Genomic DNA, 17546 nt, shown 5'->3' with positions numbered 1-17546 from the left:
CTACTTTCGGCCGTGCAGTCGCTCGTTGCCGCCGTGCTTGGTCACCCGGCTGTTGCGATCCTCGGTGAGGTCGCCGTCCGCGTCCTGCGTATCACCGTCTTCCTCTCTCTCGGCGTGTTCCTCGCGGAGCTTGCGGTCGCGTTCGGCCTGGTCGAGAAAATCGCTGTCGTGTCGCGCTATCTCACGTCGCCGGCGAACCTCCCGGACGAGGTCGGCACCGCTATCCTGACGACGACGGCGTCGACGACCGCCGGCTACGGGATGCTCGCCGACTTCCGGGAGTCAGGCGTGCTGTCCGACCGCGCGACGATAATCGCCGTGACCATCAACACGTTCTTCGGCTTCGCACAGCACATCATCACGTTCTACGCGCCCATCCTCATCCCGATCCTGGGATTTAGAGTTGGGGTGCTGTACGTCGCTACCCGGGGACTCATCGCGCTTGCGATAACGCTGACTGGCATCGCGGCCGGCGCGGTCCTGCTGGACGCGTCCAACGTCGGCCGGGCGACTGCGGGTGTCGGCCCGACCCCCGATGGTGGGACGGCAGAGGACGCAAGCGACGTGTTCGACGAGCGCCCGGCCAGCCGGCGAGCGGCGGTCAGAACAGCGTTCGATGCGACAGCGGAGAAAGTCCGGGACATCCTGCCGCGGCTGGCGGTCATCTACGCTATCGTCTCGCTGCTCGTGGCCTATGGCGATGAGATCCTCACCCTCGCCGGTAGCGACGGGGCCTCCGTGACGGCTGCCGCTGACGGGTTCGCGGGACTGCTCGGCCTGCCCGGTGCGGCCATCCCCGTTATCGCCGCCTACGCGCTGGATACGACCTCGGGGGCGACGGTCATCGCGCCGCTCATCAGAAACGGGACCTTCACCGCCCGGACCGCCGTGGCAACGATGCTCGTCGGCGGCATCATCTCCTTTGCCGTCTCGACGTTCAAGCGCTCGATCCCGTTCCAGTACGGCATCTGGGGCCGGGAGTTCGGCTCGAAAGTCATCGTCGTCAACACGGGACTGAAAATCGTCTGGATCGCGCTGGCGCTGGTCGTGTTGCTGTAGCCGAAAACGGTGTCTCGCCGCTAGTCGAACGTGTAGGCCATCATCACTTCGTCGACTCGCCTGTCGCCGATGGTGTAGTGGTTCCTGCGGATGCCCTCGGTGTGCCAGCCGTGGTCTTCCAGAAACACCATCGCGTTCTCCGTGATCGCCGGCACGCTGTTGTACAGCTTCCGGTAGCCGTTGGCCTTCGCCCAGTCCAGTCCCCGCTCCATGAGCTGGCTACCGATACCCTGCCCCCGCTGTTGCTCGTTGACACCGACGGTAAGCTGGGCGGTCTCTCGGAGCTTATCGAGCTGCGGGAGATCGAGGTGACACCAGCCGACGACCTCGCCATCAATCGTAGCGACGAAGAACACCCGCGATTCGACCGTGTTGTGCCGCGTGACGGCATCCTCGTACAGCAACTGCTCGGCGACGCTCTCGGCGACGACGTACGTGCCGTCACTGGAGACGTTCCGGATCGTCTGGACGAGCCCCTCGAAATCGTCGTTGCGGGCCGGCCGAATCGTGTACGTCAGCCCGTCCGCGGTGTGTTGCTCGACGGAGCCGACATCGAGTGCCAGCGCCAGGGTCCCGCCGTCGTCCTCGATGTACCCCTTTGACAGGAGGTGGGTCAGGGCCTCCTCGAACGCATCCGGCGAGAGGTCTGCCATCTCACGGACTCTGTGGCGCGCCGCTGTCCCGTGTCGCTCGACGTACTGATACACCTCCATCGCCGCGCTCGTTTCGAATGTCGGCCGTTCGACTGCGTCCATACCTGTGGTATCCGATGGCAGATGCTTAACCATTGCTGTTTGGTAACATGATACATGAATCGGCGTGGCTGTTCAGTAGCCCTCGCCCGGCCAGTTCTCGACAAATGCAGCGGTACGTGTCTGGATACCCGGTTCAGGCCGTTTCCGGAATCGGGTCGGAGATGACGACGGCGTCGCCTTCGATGATGCAGTTCCCATCGGCGTCGTCGACGGCCGTGGCCAGTCGGAACCGGTTGTCCTTGATCCGTTCGACGACCTCACAGTGGGCCGTGACCTTCTCGCCGATGTCGACTGGTCCCTGGTAACTCAGCTCCTGGGAGAGGTAGATCGTCAGCCCGGGGAGGCGGGCCAGGGCCGCACTGATGATGCCGGAAACGAGTGTCCCGTGGACGATTCGGCGGCCGAAGCGCGTCCCCTCGGCGAACGCCGCGTCGAGGTGGAGCCTGTTCGTGTCGCCGCTCGCCTCGGCGAAGGCCTCCACGTCTGCCTGTGTTATCGTTTTGCTGAACCGGACGTGGTCTCCCACGTCGATGCCGTCGGCGGTCCCGAAACTCTCGAACGTCCAGTCCTCGTTCTCGTACAGCGTGTCCGGTCGGGTGAACCGCTTTTGCTGGGACTGGCTGTCGGCCGTCGCCCGCGTCCGGGAGAGATGGGGGATGTAGTCCGAGAGATCCGTTGTCGTGACGATGCCCACGAGCGACCCGTCCTCGACGACGGGCAACTTCTTGATGTTGTTCGTCCGCAGGAGGTCCACCGCTGTTTCGATGTCCGCGTCGGGGCTGGTCGTCACCAGCGTCTCGGCCATCACGTCACTGACCGACAGCGCTCTGGTATCCCCCTCCGCCGCGGTGACCGCGACGATGTCGCTTTCCGTGATGATGCCGACACAGTCGCCGTCGTCCTCGACGACGAGCGAACCGATGTTCTCATCGCGGAGTCGCTTGGCCGCCTCGATGACCGGGGCGTCAGGGCTGATTGTCTTGACCGGTGTCCGCATTACCTCACTGACTGGCATCGGGACGAGCATCGTACCGAAGCCCACTCGTGGCAAACGTATAACAGTCCGCCCGACGACACCGGTATCCTTGTGTCTCCGGCCGTCAACGTTCGGACAATGCGACGGGTCGCGTTGGGTCTCATCGTCGTTCTCGCTATCGCCGCGGGCTGTAGCGGCTTCACTGGGTCGCCGTCCCAGCCGGCGGGGACTGCTGTTGACGGACAGTCCATGGTCGACGTGCCCGAGTCCGCTGTCACGGTGTCAGTCACGGCGGTGGTCGACGGCGACACGATACAGATCGCCTACGAGAACGGGACTACCGATACGGTTCGACTCGTCGGCGTCGACACGCCCGAAGTCCACGCCGAGAACGACCCGGCGGAGTTCGAGGGCGTCCCCGAGACGGACGCCGGGGCGTCCTGTCTCCGTGGGGCCGGCGCGAACGCATCGTCGCTCGCCAAACAGCACCTGCTTGGCGAGACGGTCGGGCTCGCGTTCGATCCGAATCTGGACCGGCGCGGCTACTACGACAGACTGCTTGCCTACGTCGTCGTCGACGGGACGCTGTTCAACTACCGACTCGTCGAAACCGGGCAGGCACGCGTCTACGACAGCGAGTTCACGCGGGCCGAGCGGTTCTACGCGGCTGAGGAGACCGCTCGCTCCGAACGACGCGGGCTCTGGCGGTGTGTGGACCCGAGCGCGGTGACCCGAACCGCTATCGCCGACGGGGGCACAACCACCGACAGCGCTAGCGGACTCGCAATCGCGACAATCCACGCCGACGCGGCGGGCAACGATAACGAGAACCTGAACGACGAGTACGTTACGCTCACGAACACCGGCGACGCCTCGCTTGACCTATCCGGATGGACGGTCAGCGACGAGGCGGGCCACCAGTATACGTTCACAAATCTGACCCTCGACTCGAACGCATCGGTAACGCTGTACACCGGCAGCGGAACGGATACCGACACCGAGCGGTACTGGAGCCGGGATAGAGCGGTCTGGAACAACGACGGCGATACCGTCTCCGTCCGGAACGCTAGTGGCGAGACGGTCCTGCGGCAGTCGTACTGACCCTGCCACGTCGTCACGGCAGTATAAACCGCTTGAGTGCTAACAGTCACCATGGCAATCCGCCGGCTAACGCCGACACCGCGGGCGGTCGACTGGGGGCTGTTCGCGGCGGTGGCGAAGCTGCTCGGGACTGGCGTCGCGACCATCTTCGCCGGCACACCGGACAGCGCGTGGATAATAGACGTTCACGCGCTCTCCGGCGTTCTTCTGGTCCTCCTGTTGCCGGTGAAACTCCGTCGCGTCTCTCACCGTGTGTCCCCGTCGCGGCTGACTGGCATTCGGGTTCTTTCGGTCGGCCTGGCCGTGGTGGTTCTGGGCGCGCTCGGAACCGGCGTCTGGTGGATTTTCGGCGGCACGCTCGATCTCGGGCCATGGGGACTCTTTCACCTCCACGTCGCGCTCGGTCTGCTGGTCCCGCCGTTACTGGTGGTCCACCTCCGCTCTCGGTTTCACTCCCCAACACAGGCCACCCGCGGCGGCCGCCGGGATGTCCTCCGGTACGCCGGCCTCGTGACGGCCGGTGCGCTCCTCTGGCGGGTGCAGGGGCCGGTCAACGACGCGCTCGATTCGGCCGGTGCGGACCGCCGGTACACCGGGTCGCGGGAGGACGGCACTAACAACGGCAATCGGTTCCCCGTCACCAGCTGGGTCGCCGACAACCCGGAGCCGGTCGACGGGGCCGACTGGTCGCTGTCAGTCGCCGGCCGAGTCGCCAGCGAAACCAGCTACGCCACGGACGAACTCTCGCCGGACACGACCGAATCGGCGATTCTCGACTGTACGAGCGGCTGGTACTCCGGCCATGAGTGGCAGGGTGTTCGCGTCGGTGACCTGCTTGACGCCGCCGACCCCGACGACGCGGCGGCGTGGGTCCAGTTCCGGTCGGTCACCGGCTACCGGTGGAGCCTCCCGCTGTCGGAGGCCCGCGACGCGATATTGGCGACACACGTTGACGGCGAGCGACTGGCTCACGGGCACGGGTATCCGCTTCGACTCGTCGCGCCCGGCCGCCGCGGCTTCCAGTGGGTGAAGTGGGTCGAGTCGGTCCGGGTCAGCAAGCGCCGCGAACTCGGCGAGTGGCTCGCGATATTCGTGAGTGGGCTCTAATCGCGGCGGATACTGTCCCGTTCAGCGACTGCCATCTAGAAAGTGGCAGCTACCAGTAGTATACGGCTACTTCGTCCCGTAGATTCCGCTGCTGTGGCGGGAACCGACGTTTGGGCTACGAAGTGCTGTTTCGGTCTTGACGGCGGAAAGGGTAGCCTACCACCTATAGATGTCAGTGAGGCGATTACTAACGAAATAGTGTGGATCGGTATCGGATGCTATGAACTGGCGGCAGCCCCCAAACCGCCTCACTGGTCCGTCGAACACCGCCGTCGCCCTGTGGGTAGTCGCCGTCGCCTTTTTTGGTGTCGGAGATCTCGTCACGACGTTCGTCGGCTACAGCATCACCGGCGTGACGGAACTCAGCCCCGTCGTCAAACTCCTGCTGGAACAGCACGCGCTGCTGGCGCTGACTGGCCTGAAAGCCGCCGTGTTCGTGGGGTTTTTTGCCATCTGGAAGTACGTCTCTTGGCCGTACTCCGTCGGCGTCCCCCTCGGGCTAGCGCTTCTGGGCGTCGCGGTGACGGCGTGGAACACCGGTGTCATCCTCACCGCCGTCATCGGCTGACGAGGGGTGTGTGCCACTGAACGAGCGCTTCAGCCGTCGAGATAGATTGTCAGCGTCGCCGACTCTCCTTCGTTGAGGTCGACCGTGTCGTAGTTGCGTAGCTCCTGCTCTTCGAGCGTTTCAGAGTTGTACTCCGTCTCCTCCTCGGGGAGCAGGTAGCCGGCCAGCGTGATCGTGCAGGGTCCGCTCCCCGACGACAGCGTTACGGTGACATCGACCGTGTTGTCGGCCTTGTTGAAGCCGAGACCCTCCCAGCTAATCGTACAGCCTCCTTTCGTCTCTTCTCCCGACTCGTCGAGGTTCTGCAGATTGCTTCCGTCCTCACAGACGCTGAAGTCCTCGAATCGCCGCGAGTCACCGTACCCTGTCTCGCCCGGATCGTCGTCACCGCCAAACTCTGTGATGACCTCCCCCTCCACGAGGTCGATCTGGTAACACTCTAGTTCCCCTTCCTCACCCCCGCTTCCGCAGAAGGAGACGTTGCTGATGGCCGCCTGCTGACCGCCCGGGTTTGTTGGCGCACACAGTTCCCCCTCTAGATCGCCGTCGTCGTACGTCGCGGTGTCCGGGCCGCCCTTGACGCACACCTGCTTGACCTCGTCGTCGGTGGAGAACTCGAAGCACGTGACTTCGCCGTCCGCTTTTTCAGTCACGCTCTCGATTGTCACGCTGAAACTGTCCCCGTCTGACTCGAAGGTGTACGTTTCGCCGTCTTCCGGCGCGCCCTCGATCTTCCCGCAGAACGTCCCCTCTGGACAGCCACCACAGGTACACGGACCGACGCCGTTGTTGCCGTTGTTTCCGTTTGCGTGATCCGGCTTTGCGGCACCGACTCCTGTCCCGAGCAACGCAGTCGCGGCTCCGCTACCGATCACTCCGAGGAGACGACGGCGGTTGATAGAATTTTCTTGGCTTGTTTGATCAAGGTTCCCCATGCTACCCCCTCTAAATCAGGGATTATTAGTTATTTTATGACTATTTCACTCCCCCGGTGATACTGCGATGGTACTATTGGCTTACTCACGGCCCAGAATATCGCCGACACAGTGTGTCTGTCCCCAGAAGGGGCTCGGCTACGGGCGGTCGACACCGTCTGGTTACAGCAGTGCGTCGATAGAGTCCCAGAGGTCCGGCCTGTCGTCGTCGCCGGGCTCGTAGTGAATCGGCACGAACCCGGCGGCGCGTGCGCCCTCCACGTCCGACTCGTACTCGTCGCCGACCATCACGTACTCGTCGGCCGGCAACTCGTCACGGACCCGGTCGAACGGCGCGCTGTCCGGCTTATGTGCGCCGACCTCATAGGAGGCGACGACGAGGTCGAATAGGTCGGTCAGGCCGTGGTGGTCGAGCTTGCCGACCTGCCAGTCCCGGACGCCGTTTGTGATGACCGCGAGCGTGTTATCCGCCGCGAGTGCAGTCAGGCTGTCACGGGCCGCGTCGGGCACAGTCGTCGCGGCGTACTCGTTCTCCCGCAGCGTCTCGACCAGCGTGTCGGGGTCTGCGTCCGACTCGGCGGCCTCGACAATAGCGGCCATCGACTGGCGGTACGGTTCCGGTTCCAGCGCGTCGAAGGCGGTCCGGAACGCGTCCTCGCTCATCGCCCGGATTTCGTCCGTGTACTCGATACCGTGGGCCGTGAGCGTCTCCCGGACCACGGTCTCGTATGGCTCGGGGAAGTGAACGAGCGTCCCGTCGAGGTCGAAGCAGATGACCGTCGTCATGGCTCGTCGTCGTACACCGGCTGGCCGTCCTCGGTTGGCGGCGCGACGTAGTCGATGTACTCCTCGGCGCTTGGCTCGTGGACGGTCACGGTCACGTGGATATCGCCCAGCTCCGAGGGCTCCCCGACGGCGAAGTTGATCCGACCCTCGAAGGCCGCCTGCTTCTTCACGTCGAAGGCGAAGGTATTGCCCGCCAGATTGTCGAAGAAGACCGAGCGGGCGGTGTCCAGAATCTCGCGGCGGTGAAGCAACTCGGAGAACCCGTCCATTGTATGGACCTCGGCGACGAGCTGGCCCTGCTGGTGGGTGGGATCGGCCTCCGGGAAGAGGTTCTGGACGGCGTCGGCGATCCGGTCAGTTACTTCGGTGTCGTTGACCGGCGCTTCGATGCGGATGTCGACGGAGTAGACGGCGCTCATTGGTCAATTCCCTCCGGTCCGTCCCGTATCAGTGTGCGGATCTTTCGCTGGAACGCGGCCAGCGTCTCCGTGTTCTCGATGGTGAGGTCGGCCATCTCCATCGCTTCGCCCATTCCGAAGCCGAGTTCGCGGGCGTCGCGGTCCTCTAGTGATTCGCCGCCGTCGTCGGCCGAGGCGTCCCGGCCACGAATGTCAAGCCGGTCCGCTCGCAGTTCGAAGGGGGCGTCAATCTCGACCAGCAGGAACGCGTCGCCGAACGCCGATTCGAACGCCTCGACCTCCACGTCCGACCGAATGCCGTCGACGAGAACGGTATCGTTCGCTTCGAGTTCGGCCTCGATCATCGGGAGTGAGCGCTCGGCGATGGCGGCCGGGCCGTTCTCCTCCCGGAGCGCCTTCGCGACCGTTCCGTGGTCCGACGCGGGGTCGAGCCCGCGGTCGCGGCACTCCTCGCGGATCACGTCGCCCATCGTCACGACCGGCACGCCCATTTCGGCGGCGACGTTCGCTGCCTCGCTTTTCCCGCTGCCCGGCAGCCCGACGATACCGATAACTGTCATTGCCGGGCGTAATCGAGCGGCGGGCAAAAGCCCTCCCGTTCGGCCTCACCGTTCGCGGACGACGACGAACTCCGCGAGGTCGCGCAGGTACTCCATCGACTGGGAGTCCGGCGCGTCGATGGTCGACAGCGACTCCAGAGCGGCGTCGGACTCGGCCCGCGCCCGTTCGTTTGCCTCCTCGGTCGTTAGCTCCGTCACCTCGACCAGGGACGGCCGCTCCATCTCCGCGTCGGTCCCGGCCGGCTTACCCAGCGTTTCGGCGTCGGCTGTCGCATCGAGCACGTCGTCGCGCATCTGGAAGGCCACGCCGACCCGTTCGGCGTACCGGCCGACCGCCTCGACCGTGTACGGGTCCGAGTCGGCGGCGATGGCCCCCAGCTCCGCCGCGGCACGGAACAGCGCACCCGTCTTCCGGCGGGCCAGTTCCATATACTCCTCCTCGTTGGTCGGCTCCGCGACCAGCTCCATCGCCTCTCCTTCCCCCAGTTCGACCATCGATTCGGAGACCGTCTGCATAGCGCGTTCGTCCGTCGAGAAGAGGTCGAACGCCTCGCCGAGCAGGCCGTCGGAGGCGATGATGGCCGGGCCGTGGCCGAAAGCCGCCCAGGCGGCCGGCGACCCCCGTCGGAGTTCAGACTCGTCGATGATGTCGTCGATGACAAGCGAGGCGTTGTGGACGAGTTCGATACCGACCGCGAAGTCGACGGCGTCGGCCGGCTCCCCGCCCAGCGCCTCACACACTAGCACTGTCACGGTCGGCCGTACCCGCTTCCCGCCGGAGAGTGCCACGTGGCGGACTTCGTCGGCGAGTTCGTCCGGTTCGACGCTGTCGAGGACGGCCTCCAACCGCTCCTCGACCTGGTCCCGCCGGCGCTCCAGATACTCCATTACCACCCCCTTAGGACTACCATAAAAAGTACCTTGTCACCCGCGATTCGGTGTGTGACGGCTACTGGAACTGTTCGATGAGCGCCGGGACGACCTCGAACAGGTCGTCCTGAATGCCGTAGTCGGCGATGTCGAATATCGGGGCGTTCGGGTCGGTATTGATGGCGACAATCGTATCCGAGCCTTTCATCCCGGCGACGTGTTGGACGGCCCCGGAGATGCCGATGGCGATGTACACGTCCGGAGTGACGACTTTCCCGCTCTGGCCCACCTGGCGGTCCTTCTCGAGCCAGCCGTTGTCGATGAGCGGTCGGGAGCCGGCGACGGTAGCGTCCAGCGCTTCCGCGAGGTCGTAGATGATGTCTAAGTTCTCCTCCTCTTCGATACCGCGGCCGACGGACACCAGCACGTCCGCATCGGTGATGTCGATGTCGCCGCCGCCGACCTCCTCGAAGCCCTTCACCGTGGACCTGACCGCGCTCTCGTCGATGGTCGGATCGAACGTCTCGATGGTGGCGTCTCCGTCCGCTTCGATGGTCGGCCACTCGGCAGGCCGCAACGTCACGGCAGCCTGCTCGGCGTGGACATCAATCGTCGTCTCGACTTTCGAGCCGTACAGCTCTCTGGTGGCAGTGAGCCCGTCCTCGGCGTCGATGTCGACCACGTCGGTCACGAGCGGCCGGTCTAGCCGATTGGCGACGGCCGGCGCGTAATCGAGGCCGTTGACGCTGTTTGGCATCAGCAGGACTGACGGCTCCAGTTGTTCGGTCAGCTGGGTGACGACCTGCGTGTACACGTCGTGGTTGAACTCCTCGCCGACATCGACGGTGTGTACGGTGTCGACCCCCTCGCGGTTCAGGGCCGCACCGAACGTCTCGACATCGCCGCCAATGACGGCGGTGTGTAGCTCACCGTCCGTCGCTTCGGCGAGGTCGCGGCCGGCCGCCAACTGCTCCAGACTCACGTCGCGGAGTTCGCCACGGCGGTGTTCCGCGATAGCGAGCACCGACATCAGCTGGTCACCCCCTTCTCTTCGAGCAGGGCAGCGAGTTCGCTCGCCGTCTCCTCGGGACTGCCCTCGAACACCGTCGCCTCGCCCTCCGTTTCAGGCTCGTACAGCGATGTCTGTTCGAGCGGGCTCTCGATCCCGGCCGCGTCGAGGCCGATGTCCGACAGGCTGTACGCCGCGAGTTCCTTGCTCTGTGCCTGTCGAATCCCTCGAAGGCTCGCGTACCGCGGATCGTTGATTCCGGTCTGTATCGTCAGGACGGCCGGAATTTCGATGTCGGTCAGTTCCTCGACACCGCCCTCCAGCTCCCGGTGAACGCCCGCGACGCCTGCCTCCAGATCCAGATCGAGGTCGTTGACGACAGCGCCCCACTCCATGCCGAGCTTGTCGGCCAGCGTGACGCCGGTCGCCCCGAACCCGTCGTCGGCGGACTGGACGCCGGTCAGGACTAGGTCGGGGTCTTCCTCGGCGGCAACGGCGGCTAGTACTTCGGCCTTCGTCTCGGGGTCTAGCAGGCCGGCGTCGTCGAGGGCATCGTCCCAGACACGGATCGCGCGGTCGGCCCCCTTCGCCAGCGCTTGTCGGATGGTTTCCTCCGTCTCGTCCGGACCGATAGTGACGGTGACGACCTCGACATCGTCGTGGGCCTCCTTGATCTGGACGGCCTCCTCAACGGCGTACTCGTCCCACTCGTTGAGGTCGGCCGTGACGTACCGGTCGTCGATTCCGAGCCCGTCTATCTCGAACTCGTCGTCGACGGCTGCCACCTCCTTCACTGTGACAAGGATTTGCATACCAGATCGTCCGCCCGGACAGCGAATAAACGTTTCCGAACCAGAAACCACACCCGAGTCGTTTACAATGAACTACGCAGCACGGCTACTCGTCGAAGTCGGTGATGTCCTCGTCCGGGAAGGAGATGAGGTTCTCCCGACCGATCCGGAGCTTGTCGATGCGGCCTTCCTCGTCCATCGACGAGAGCAGCTGTGACACCTTCGCGTTCGACCAGCCGGTCTCGGAAACGATACGGGCCTGTTTCATCCGCCCGCCGTTCTCTTCGAGGAGCCGTTCGACGCGCTCCTCGTCGCTGAGTAGCTCGACATCGACATCGTCCGTCTCGGTCTGCTCCCCTGCTGTCGCTGACGCCCCGGCACTGCTACCCCCGTCCTCTGCGGCCCCACCTCCAGCCGACGGGAGTACGTCGGTGTGGCCGGCTCTGAACATGTATCCCACGGCCCCGACCAGCAGGACCACCAACACGGCCCCGCCGACCCAGATAGAGTCGATGCCGCTGAATATCTGCTCGGGGGTTTCCGTCGGTGTCTGCGTACCCGGCTGTTCGCCGGTGTAGACGACAGCGAGATAGCCCGGTTCGAACGTTCGGGGCCCTTCGAAGATCAACTGTCCGTTTTCGACGGCGCTGGGGGCGCTTTTTACGCCATACCCTGGCGGCGGCGAGATGACGAGCCGCTGGTCCGCCGTGAGCGTTCCGAACCACGTCCCGTCCGTGGAGTTGAACGCGTCACCGACGACGATGTTCTCGCCGCTGACGACCGCGAAGTTCGTCCACGTGAACTCGAGGACGAGCTGTCCCTTCCGTTCGGACACCTCGTACTCACGGTTCACGTCGGTAATCTCCATCCCGCGGCCGGTGACAGTGCTGGCCTCGTCGTTTGCCTGTCGGAACACTGGCAGCCACGTCGTTTCACCGCCGCCGCTTGCGAACCGTTCACCGATATCTCTGAACGCGTCCGCTCCGTTCTCGTCAAGCGCGTAGGTGTCCGTTACCGTCCACGTAGCATCGCCGTTCGAGTGGATCTGTAGGGCGAACGTCGTGTTCTCCGCAACCGGTGTCGACGTACCGGGTGCCTGCTGAGCGGGAACGGCATCCGGCGTTGTCGCTGTCGCCAGCGGCGGGGTTGCCAACAGGGCAAACAGGACAAGGAGGAGGAGGGCACCTGATACCCGCGGGGTCATTCTCGTTCATCGATGAACGGCCTGGGGGCAAAACCCTTTCTATCCGAGAATAAAACGTCAGCGTGCGCTTTGAAACGTCTCGTGTCCTCTCAGGTAATAGTAGAGATATGGAGAATGGGGGGATTTTTGTACGGTGGGCGAGTACGTGACGGCGATGCGTCCCCTCCCCGCAGTCGGTGTGATCCTCCTCGTGGTCGCCTCCGTGGCCGCCCCGGCGGCTGGGTTCGACACACCGTCCCAGACCGCGGACGGCAGCGACCAGTTGCCACAGATCACGGTCGTGGACAACACGACGAACCACCTCTCGATTCCAGCCAGCGAGGTCCAGTCGACGACGTATAACCGGTCCTCACTGGATGTCGGCGTCGCAGTTGCGGCCGGCTCTCGTGAGCTCCGGAACGACTACGCGGCAACGAACTTCGAGCAGCGGTTCTTCCAGCGAGACAGCGAAGCCGCCCGTGATCGGCTCGTCGACGAGACGCTTGACGATATCGAGGCCCGGCAGACGAGCCTCGAACGGCGGAACCAGCGTGCGATCCGGCAGTACGCCGACGGCATCATAACTGCCACGGAGTTCCTCAGGCAGCGAGCGCTAGTCGATGCCGAATCCCGCCAACTGGGTACCCGGCTTGAACGGATTCGGACGGCCGCCGGCACTGCGCCGGGCTACTCGCTGTCACAGGACCAGCGGTTCCGGTTAGAAAACAACAGGGGTGTGCTCGAGACGTACCGCGGCCCGATAAGCCAGCGCGTCAGTGCTGAAATCGCCGGAGCGACCGAACCGAACGCGGTGTATCTCGAAGCGTCGTCGGAGGGGTACATGCTGTCGACGGTAGCCGACAACCAGTACACGCGCGAGACATACCTTGGGACCGAACGTGATCGGGACGCCACGGACCAGTTCGCACAGACCGATGATTCACTCAATGCAGTCAACACGCGGGCAGGAGAGCTCTATCCGTGGCTCTACAGCGAGCAGTACCCGGCCGTCCAGACATACGGGCGGAGCGCCATCTACGAGATCCAGGCCAACCATCCGAACGGCCAACTGACCGCCTATCTCGACGGTGGCACGACGAACGTCTTCTTCGAAACCCAGCACCTCGAACTGACGACGATCAGCCGGTCGGAAGTGGTGACGAACGTGAACCAGTCGGCTCGCATCCGTATCCAGCGGTCCTTCGAGTCGGGGCCGCTGCTCGTCACGGTTACCGACAACAGTACGGACTCCACTGCTAACGCGACCGTCAGGATAAACGGCAAACGGATCGGGACGACCGGCCCAGACGGCGCCCTCTGGACGGTCGAACCCCGCGGGGAGTATACGGTTACCGCTACCACACAGGACGGCGAACGCGTACGGGTCCTGATCGGTCGGTCAGTGTAGCGACGCGAAAGAACGGCTACACCTCTCGGGAACCGACTGCTGTTCCCGGCGACGGTCGGAACACTTCTACAATGCCCGTTACTCAGGGACGGTCGCAATCGTCGTAATCGCACGCGGACTCCCCGGTCGGGACTGCTAAACCACCTTTTTCCGGTTCGGGTGACCTTCGGTCACCGCTCACCGCAAAAACGTGGCACTCGCTTCGCTCGTGGCCGAGGGTTACTCAGGGACGGTCGCAATCGTCGTAATCGCGCGCGGACTCCCCGGTCGGGACTGCTGAATGTGGTGTTCGAACTCCTCGAACCCGGCTTCGGTGAACATCCGGTCGGCTTCCTCCTCGTCGTAAAACAGCATGATGGCGTCGGCCATCTTCTGGAAGATCGTCGAGTTGGGGTAGTCGGGGCCGACAATGAGGACCTTGCCGCCGGGTTTCGTCAGCCGACGACACTCCGCTAGGGCATCGACGGGGTTGGGCCAGTACTCGATGGACCCGGAGGACCACACCGCATCGAAGGTGTTGTCCTTGAACGGGAGTCGCTCGGCGTCGCCGAGATGATAGTGTACGTCGCCGAACTTACCGAACTTCTCGAAGGCCTTCGAGAGCTGGTGTGGGCTCTGGTCGAGTCCGTACACCGTATCGACGTGTTCGAGCAGTCCCTCAGTGGCAAAGCCGGTGCCACAGCCGACATCGAGGACCATATCGTCGGGCGAGAGGTCGAGCATCGCGATTGCCTCGTCGCGCATCCGCTCGTCCCAGATGAAGGGGTTGATCTGGTCGTACACCTTCGAGAGATACTTGTAGAACGTCCGCGCGCGGGCCTTGTTCTCGAGGACTCCCATTGCTCGCAGTTAGGACTTGGCGGTCATAATTCCCCGGATTTCGGGTTGTCCGGCACACGGGGAAACTTCGCAACTACCAAATAGCCGCTCTGGCAACGCTCACGTGATTAGAGAATGCCACGGCCAGAAGTTCTCGACAGGATACAGGAGGCCGAGCAGGAGGCCGACGAGATCGTCGCAGAGGCCGAACAAGACCGCGAGGACCGAATCGCGGAGGCTCGCGAGGAGGCCGAGGAGATCCGCGAATCTGCGCGGGAAGAGGCCGAGGCGGCAGCGGAGGACCGCCTTGAAGCGGCTCGCGAAGAGATCGAGGCCGAGCGTGAGCAGATCATCGAAGACGGTGAGAGCGCTCGCGAGGACCTCGAACAGCAGGCCAGTGAACAGATCGACGAGGTAGTCGAATACGTCACAGACCTGTTCGAGGAGGCGGTGCATGCTCAGACCTGAGAAGATGTGCCGCGTCTCGGTGACGGGGTCGAAGCGTGCGATGGAGCAGACTATCGAGGCCGTCCACGACCTCGATATGCTCCACGTCACCGAGTACGACGGCTCATGGGACGGGTTCGAACCGGGCAATTCGCTTGACGGAACCAACGAGGTCGCTGACAAGCTCGTCACCGTCCGTTCGCTGCAGTCCATTCTGGATGTCAGCGAGGAGGACGCCGGTCCGACGCGGGTCGTCACCGACGACGCAATCGAGGACCAGCTCGAAACGGTCCGAACCGAAGTCAACGAACTCGATGACCGTCGCGACGAGATCCGTGACGAACTCCGGGATGTCGAGGACCGGATCAACACGATGGCGCCGTTCGTCACGCTGGGTATCGACCTCGACCTCCTCCGTGGCTACGACTCGCTGTCGGTCGCCGTCGGCGAGGGTGACAGCGACGAGATCGAGGCCGTCCTCGCAAACAGCGACATCGAGACGTTCGAGCTGTTCACCGAGGACGGCGTCGTCGCCGTGTTCGCACAGGCCGAGGAAGACACCCTGCAGGACGCGCTGGTCGGGGCGACGTTCTCCCGGCTCGAAGTCCCCGACGGCGAGGGCGACCCGTCGACGTATCTCGAAGAGCTGGAACACGAGAAACAGCAGCTCGAATCGAAGCTCTCGACCGTCGAGGACGAACTCGACGAGCTCCGCCTCGATCACGCCGGCTTCCTGCTCGCAGCCGAGGAGAAGCTGGCTATCGAGGCACAGAAGGGCGAAGCACCGCTCACCTTCGCGACGACGGAGAACGCCTTCATCGCCGAGGGCTGGATTCCCAACGAGCGCTACGCGGAGTTCGAGCGCGCCCTTTCGAGTACCGTCGGCGATGCTGTCGACATCGACAGGATCGAAATCGCCGAGTACGACAGCGAGGGGCACGCGGAGTCCCACGAGGAAGTCGAGCGGGAAGGCGGCAACGGCGGCGAACCGGTCGGCAGCTCTGTGGACGCACCCGAACCAGAGAGCGAACGCCAGCCCCAGGAGACCGTGGCCGACGGCGGCGTCATCACGATGGGCGACGACGCGCCGCCCGTCATTCAGGACAATCCGAAAGGCGTCAAGCCCTTCGAAGACCTCGTCGAGGTCGTCAACCGACCGAAATACGGCGAGTTCGACCCGACGGTCGCCTTCTTCCTGACGTTCCCGGCCTTCTTCGGCTTCATGATCGGCGACCTCGGCTACGGGCTGCTGTACCTCGCGCTGGGGTACGGGCTGTACTCGAAGGTCGACAGTGACGTGCTCAAGAGCCTCGGTGGCGTCGGCATGTGGGCCGGTGGATTCACCGCGCTGTTCGGTGTGCTGTACGGTGAGTTCTTCGGGCTCCATCAGCTCGGAGAGATCGTCTGGGGCGGCCACCCACCGATGCACAAAGGTCTCCAGCCGGCCTATTCCAACTACGCGCTGGCCTGGCTAACACTAAGCCTGCTCGCCGGAACGGTCCATCTCGCTGCGGGCTGGATCTTCGATTTCGTCGAGAACCTGCGCCACGGCCTCTGGGACGCAATCACCGAGAGCGGGTCCTGGCTGCTGATGCTGTTTGGCCTCTGGGCGTGGGTGTTCTCCGGTGCGAACGGCGCAGCGCCGGACTTCCTCTACACCGCTGAGGCAGGCGTCTTTGCCGGGAACCCGTACGCGTGGGGCTTCACGGGACTGCCAGCCATCAACCTCTTCACGATTCCGGGCCTCGGTGCGCCGTTCTCGGCGTGGCTGATTCTCTTCTTCGTCGGCCTCGTGTTGCTGGCCCTCGCCGACCCCATTGAGGTCGTCGAGTTCCTCAACGTGCTGGTGAACGTCCTGTCGTACACGCGGCTGGCTGCCGTGCTGCTGGCCAAGGCAGGGATGGCCTTCGTGGTCAACCTGCTGTTCTTCGGGGCCTACGTCGACAGTAAGGGCGGTTGGCACTTCGGTATCGGTGGCATGCCGACGATACCCGAAGGGACGGAATCGGTGATGTACCACGGCTACGAGGTCACTAGCGTGACATTCCCCGGACTCATCCATTCCGGTATCGCTGCCGCGCTTGTCGGCGTCTTCATCCTGGTGATCGGTCACCTGCTCGTGCTGGTGCTGGGTATCACCAGCGCCGGCCTCCAGGGCGTGCGACTCGAATACGTGGAGTTCTTCGGGAAGTTCTTCGAAGGCGGCGGGAAGCGGTACAACCCGTTCGGCTACGAGCGCAACTACACGACCGAAGACTGAGCGCGCGCTTCCCCGTTTTTCGGATTAATACCGGTTGTTTACTGCTGGGTCTCCCTCTCGTACCGTGGGTGCCGACTGCTAAACGATACCAACCGAGCACATCTGAGTAGCTAAACCGCCCGAACAGCACACTGACGAACCGCTTTGGGAAGCTTTATGAACTACGTGGATTCACATACGCCTGTTCGGACACGAGCAATCCAAGAGACCACATCAAACCCATGATAAACATCATTGCATCCATTGTCACCGCAGTACTGCAGGAAGGTACCGCCAGTGCTCCAGCTATTCCGGCTTCGGCCGGTGCAGCCCTCGCAGTCGGGCTCGCCGCGCTCGGTTCGGGGTATGCGGAACGTGGGATCGGGGCCGCTGCCGTCGGCGCAATCGCGGAAGACGAGAGCATGTTCGGCCGTGGGCTCATCCTGACAGTCCTCCCGGAAACGCTCGTCATTCTCGCGCTTGTCGTCGTCTTCGTCGTCTAACAACACTCCGT

19 protein-coding genes are annotated in these 17546 nt (G+C 63.9%); 8 read left to right on the top strand and 11 right to left on the bottom strand.

Annotated features, from left to right (window positions below; genetic code table 11):
• The first annotated feature begins 12 nt into the window (after positions 1–12).
• Complete coding sequence (locus tag Harman_RS06495) at positions 13–1059, top strand: nucleoside recognition protein (RefSeq protein ID WP_137682979.1); 1047 nt, start codon at positions 13–15, stop codon at positions 1057–1059.
• Positions 1060–1079: 20 nt separating this feature from the next.
• On the opposite strand, the gene Harman_RS06490 is transcribed toward Harman_RS06495, so the two are convergent.
• Both Harman_RS06490 and Harman_RS06485 read right to left on the bottom strand, forming a co-directional pair.
• Positions 1080–1814, bottom strand: a complete 735-nt coding sequence (locus Harman_RS06490) for a GNAT family N-acetyltransferase (protein WP_137682978.1) — start codon at positions 1812–1814, stop codon at positions 1080–1082.
• Positions 1815–1947: 133 nt separating this feature from the next.
• Positions 1948–2841 carry a CBS domain-containing protein gene (locus tag Harman_RS06485; protein ID WP_137682977.1) on the bottom strand — a complete coding sequence of 298 codons (894 nt, stop codon included), beginning with the start codon at positions 2839–2841 and terminating at the stop codon, positions 1948–1950.
• A gap of 87 nt (positions 2842–2928) precedes the next feature.
• On the opposite strand from Harman_RS06485, the gene Harman_RS06480 reads away from it, so the two are divergent.
• The 3 genes from Harman_RS06480 (at position 2929) to Harman_RS06470 (ending at position 5566) form a co-directional block, all read left to right on the top strand.
• The gene (locus Harman_RS06480; protein ID WP_200830833.1) at positions 2929–3891 is read left to right on the top strand and encodes a lamin tail domain-containing protein; all 963 of its coding nucleotides are present in this window, start codon (positions 2929–2931) and stop codon (positions 3889–3891) included.
• A 51-nt stretch (positions 3892–3942) separates the two neighbouring features.
• On the top strand, positions 3943–4998 hold the full coding sequence (locus Harman_RS06475) for a molybdopterin-dependent oxidoreductase (protein WP_137682975.1): 1056 nt from the start codon (positions 3943–3945) through the stop codon (positions 4996–4998).
• 220 nt (positions 4999–5218) lie between these two features.
• Positions 5219–5566, top strand: a complete 348-nt coding sequence (locus Harman_RS06470) for a hypothetical protein (RefSeq protein WP_137682974.1) — start codon at positions 5219–5221, stop codon at positions 5564–5566.
• A gap of 29 nt (positions 5567–5595) precedes the next feature.
• On the opposite strand, the gene Harman_RS06465 is transcribed toward Harman_RS06470, so the two are convergent.
• The 8 genes from Harman_RS06465 to Harman_RS06430 all read right to left on the bottom strand — a co-directional run bounded on the left by Harman_RS06465 (position 5596) and on the right by Harman_RS06430 (position 12140).
• Positions 5596–6501: a hypothetical protein gene (locus tag Harman_RS06465; RefSeq protein ID WP_137682973.1), complete on the bottom strand. Its 906-nt coding sequence runs from the start codon at positions 6499–6501 to the stop codon at positions 5596–5598.
• A gap of 162 nt (positions 6502–6663) precedes the next feature.
• Complete coding sequence (locus tag Harman_RS06460) at positions 6664–7287, bottom strand: HAD family hydrolase (protein ID WP_137682972.1); 624 nt, start codon at positions 7285–7287, stop codon at positions 6664–6666.
• The gene (locus tag Harman_RS06455; protein WP_137682971.1) at positions 7284–7706 is read right to left on the bottom strand and encodes an RNA-binding domain-containing protein; all 423 of its coding nucleotides are present in this window, start codon (positions 7704–7706) and stop codon (positions 7284–7286) included. Before Harman_RS06455 ends, Harman_RS06460 begins: the two co-directional genes overlap by 4 nt.
• A complete protein-coding gene (locus Harman_RS06450) occupies positions 7703–8266 on the bottom strand; it encodes an AAA family ATPase (RefSeq protein ID WP_137682970.1) in 564 nt (187 codons plus the stop codon). The genes Harman_RS06455 and Harman_RS06450 overlap by 4 nt, the downstream gene beginning before the upstream one ends.
• 45 nt (positions 8267–8311) lie before the next feature.
• Positions 8312–9154 (bottom strand): polyprenyl synthetase family protein, encoded by an 843-nt coding sequence (locus tag Harman_RS06445; RefSeq protein WP_137682969.1) that lies wholly within the window; start codon positions 9152–9154, stop codon positions 8312–8314.
• A gap of 61 nt (positions 9155–9215) precedes the next feature.
• The gene (locus Harman_RS06440) at positions 9216–10166 is read right to left on the bottom strand and encodes an electron transfer flavoprotein subunit alpha/FixB family protein (RefSeq protein WP_137682968.1); all 951 of its coding nucleotides are present in this window, start codon (positions 10164–10166) and stop codon (positions 9216–9218) included.
• Positions 10166–10957 (bottom strand): electron transfer flavoprotein subunit beta/FixA family protein, encoded by a 792-nt coding sequence (locus Harman_RS06435; protein WP_137682967.1) that lies wholly within the window; start codon positions 10955–10957, stop codon positions 10166–10168. The genes Harman_RS06440 and Harman_RS06435 overlap by 1 nt, the downstream gene beginning before the upstream one ends.
• A gap of 85 nt (positions 10958–11042) precedes the next feature.
• On the bottom strand, positions 11043–12140 hold the full coding sequence (locus tag Harman_RS06430; protein ID WP_137682966.1) for a helix-turn-helix transcriptional regulator: 1098 nt from the start codon (positions 12138–12140) through the stop codon (positions 11043–11045).
• 154 nt (positions 12141–12294) lie between these two features.
• Here Harman_RS06430 and Harman_RS06425 point away from each other — a divergent pair, with 154 nt between their 5' ends.
• Positions 12295–13527 (top strand): DUF7094 domain-containing protein, encoded by a 1233-nt coding sequence (locus Harman_RS06425; RefSeq protein ID WP_137682965.1) that lies wholly within the window; start codon positions 12295–12297, stop codon positions 13525–13527.
• Between the two features lie 219 nt (positions 13528–13746).
• Here Harman_RS06425 and Harman_RS06420 read toward each other — a convergent pair whose 3' ends face one another.
• Positions 13747–14367, bottom strand: a complete 621-nt coding sequence (locus tag Harman_RS06420; protein ID WP_137682964.1) for a methyltransferase domain-containing protein — start codon at positions 14365–14367, stop codon at positions 13747–13749.
• Positions 14368–14481: 114 nt separating this feature from the next.
• Between Harman_RS06420 and ahaH the strand changes: the two genes are divergently transcribed.
• The 3 genes from ahaH to Harman_RS06405 all read left to right on the top strand — a co-directional run bounded on the left by ahaH (position 14482) and on the right by Harman_RS06405 (position 17535).
• On the top strand, positions 14482–14814 hold the full coding sequence (gene ahaH / locus Harman_RS06415; RefSeq protein WP_137682963.1) for an ATP synthase archaeal subunit H: 333 nt from the start codon (positions 14482–14484) through the stop codon (positions 14812–14814).
• Positions 14801–17053 (top strand): V-type ATP synthase subunit I, encoded by a 2253-nt coding sequence (locus tag Harman_RS06410; RefSeq protein ID WP_137682962.1) that lies wholly within the window; start codon positions 14801–14803, stop codon positions 17051–17053. The genes ahaH and Harman_RS06410 overlap by 14 nt, the downstream gene beginning before the upstream one ends.
• A 221-nt stretch (positions 17054–17274) precedes the next feature.
• Complete coding sequence (locus tag Harman_RS06405) at positions 17275–17535, top strand: F0F1 ATP synthase subunit C (RefSeq protein ID WP_137682961.1); 261 nt, start codon at positions 17275–17277, stop codon at positions 17533–17535.
• Positions 17536–17546 lie beyond the last annotated feature (11 nt).

It is taken from the genome of Haloarcula mannanilytica, from assembly GCF_005406125.1.
GTDB classification, from domain to species: domain Archaea; phylum Halobacteriota; class Halobacteria; order Halobacteriales; family Haloarculaceae; genus Haloarcula; species Haloarcula mannanilytica.
The sequence above is the reverse complement of the archived record's forward strand: the minus strand, read 5'-3'. Positions and strand labels throughout refer to the sequence as shown.

Coding starts and splice junctions, on each gene's coding strand:
- Harman_RS06490 (WP_137682978.1), bottom strand. CDS start 1,814: ATGGACGCAGTCGAACGGCCGACATTCGAAACGAGCGCGGCGATGGAG.
- Harman_RS06485 (WP_137682977.1), bottom strand. CDS start 2,841: ATGCTCGTCCCGATGCCAGTCAGTGAGGTAATGCGGACACCGGTCAAG.
- Harman_RS06480 (WP_200830833.1), top strand. CDS start 2,929: ATGCGACGGGTCGCGTTGGGTCTCATCGTCGTTCTCGCTATCGCCGCG.
- Harman_RS06475 (WP_137682975.1), top strand. CDS start 3,943: ATGGCAATCCGCCGGCTAACGCCGACACCGCGGGCGGTCGACTGGGGG.
- Harman_RS06470 (WP_137682974.1), top strand. CDS start 5,219: ATGAACTGGCGGCAGCCCCCAAACCGCCTCACTGGTCCGTCGAACACC.
- Harman_RS06465 (WP_137682973.1), bottom strand. CDS start 6,501: ATGGGGAACCTTGATCAAACAAGCCAAGAAAATTCTATCAACCGCCGT.
- Harman_RS06460 (WP_137682972.1), bottom strand. CDS start 7,287: ATGACGACGGTCATCTGCTTCGACCTCGACGGGACGCTCGTTCACTTC.
- Harman_RS06455 (WP_137682971.1), bottom strand. CDS start 7,706: ATGAGCGCCGTCTACTCCGTCGACATCCGCATCGAAGCGCCGGTCAAC.
- Harman_RS06450 (WP_137682970.1), bottom strand. CDS start 8,266: ATGACAGTTATCGGTATCGTCGGGCTGCCGGGCAGCGGGAAAAGCGAG.
- Harman_RS06445 (WP_137682969.1), bottom strand. CDS start 9,154: ATGGAGTATCTGGAGCGCCGGCGGGACCAGGTCGAGGAGCGGTTGGAG.
- Harman_RS06440 (WP_137682968.1), bottom strand. CDS start 10,166: ATGTCGGTGCTCGCTATCGCGGAACACCGCCGTGGCGAACTCCGCGAC.
- Harman_RS06435 (WP_137682967.1), bottom strand. CDS start 10,957: ATGCAAATCCTTGTCACAGTGAAGGAGGTGGCAGCCGTCGACGACGAG.
- Harman_RS06430 (WP_137682966.1), bottom strand. CDS start 12,140: ATGACCCCGCGGGTATCAGGTGCCCTCCTCCTCCTTGTCCTGTTTGCC.
- Harman_RS06425 (WP_137682965.1), top strand. CDS start 12,295: ATGCGTCCCCTCCCCGCAGTCGGTGTGATCCTCCTCGTGGTCGCCTCC.
- Harman_RS06420 (WP_137682964.1), bottom strand. CDS start 14,367: ATGGGAGTCCTCGAGAACAAGGCCCGCGCGCGGACGTTCTACAAGTAT.
- ahaH (WP_137682963.1), top strand. CDS start 14,482: ATGCCACGGCCAGAAGTTCTCGACAGGATACAGGAGGCCGAGCAGGAG.
- Harman_RS06410 (WP_137682962.1), top strand. CDS start 14,801: ATGCTCAGACCTGAGAAGATGTGCCGCGTCTCGGTGACGGGGTCGAAG.
- Harman_RS06405 (WP_137682961.1), top strand. CDS start 17,275: ATGATAAACATCATTGCATCCATTGTCACCGCAGTACTGCAGGAAGGT.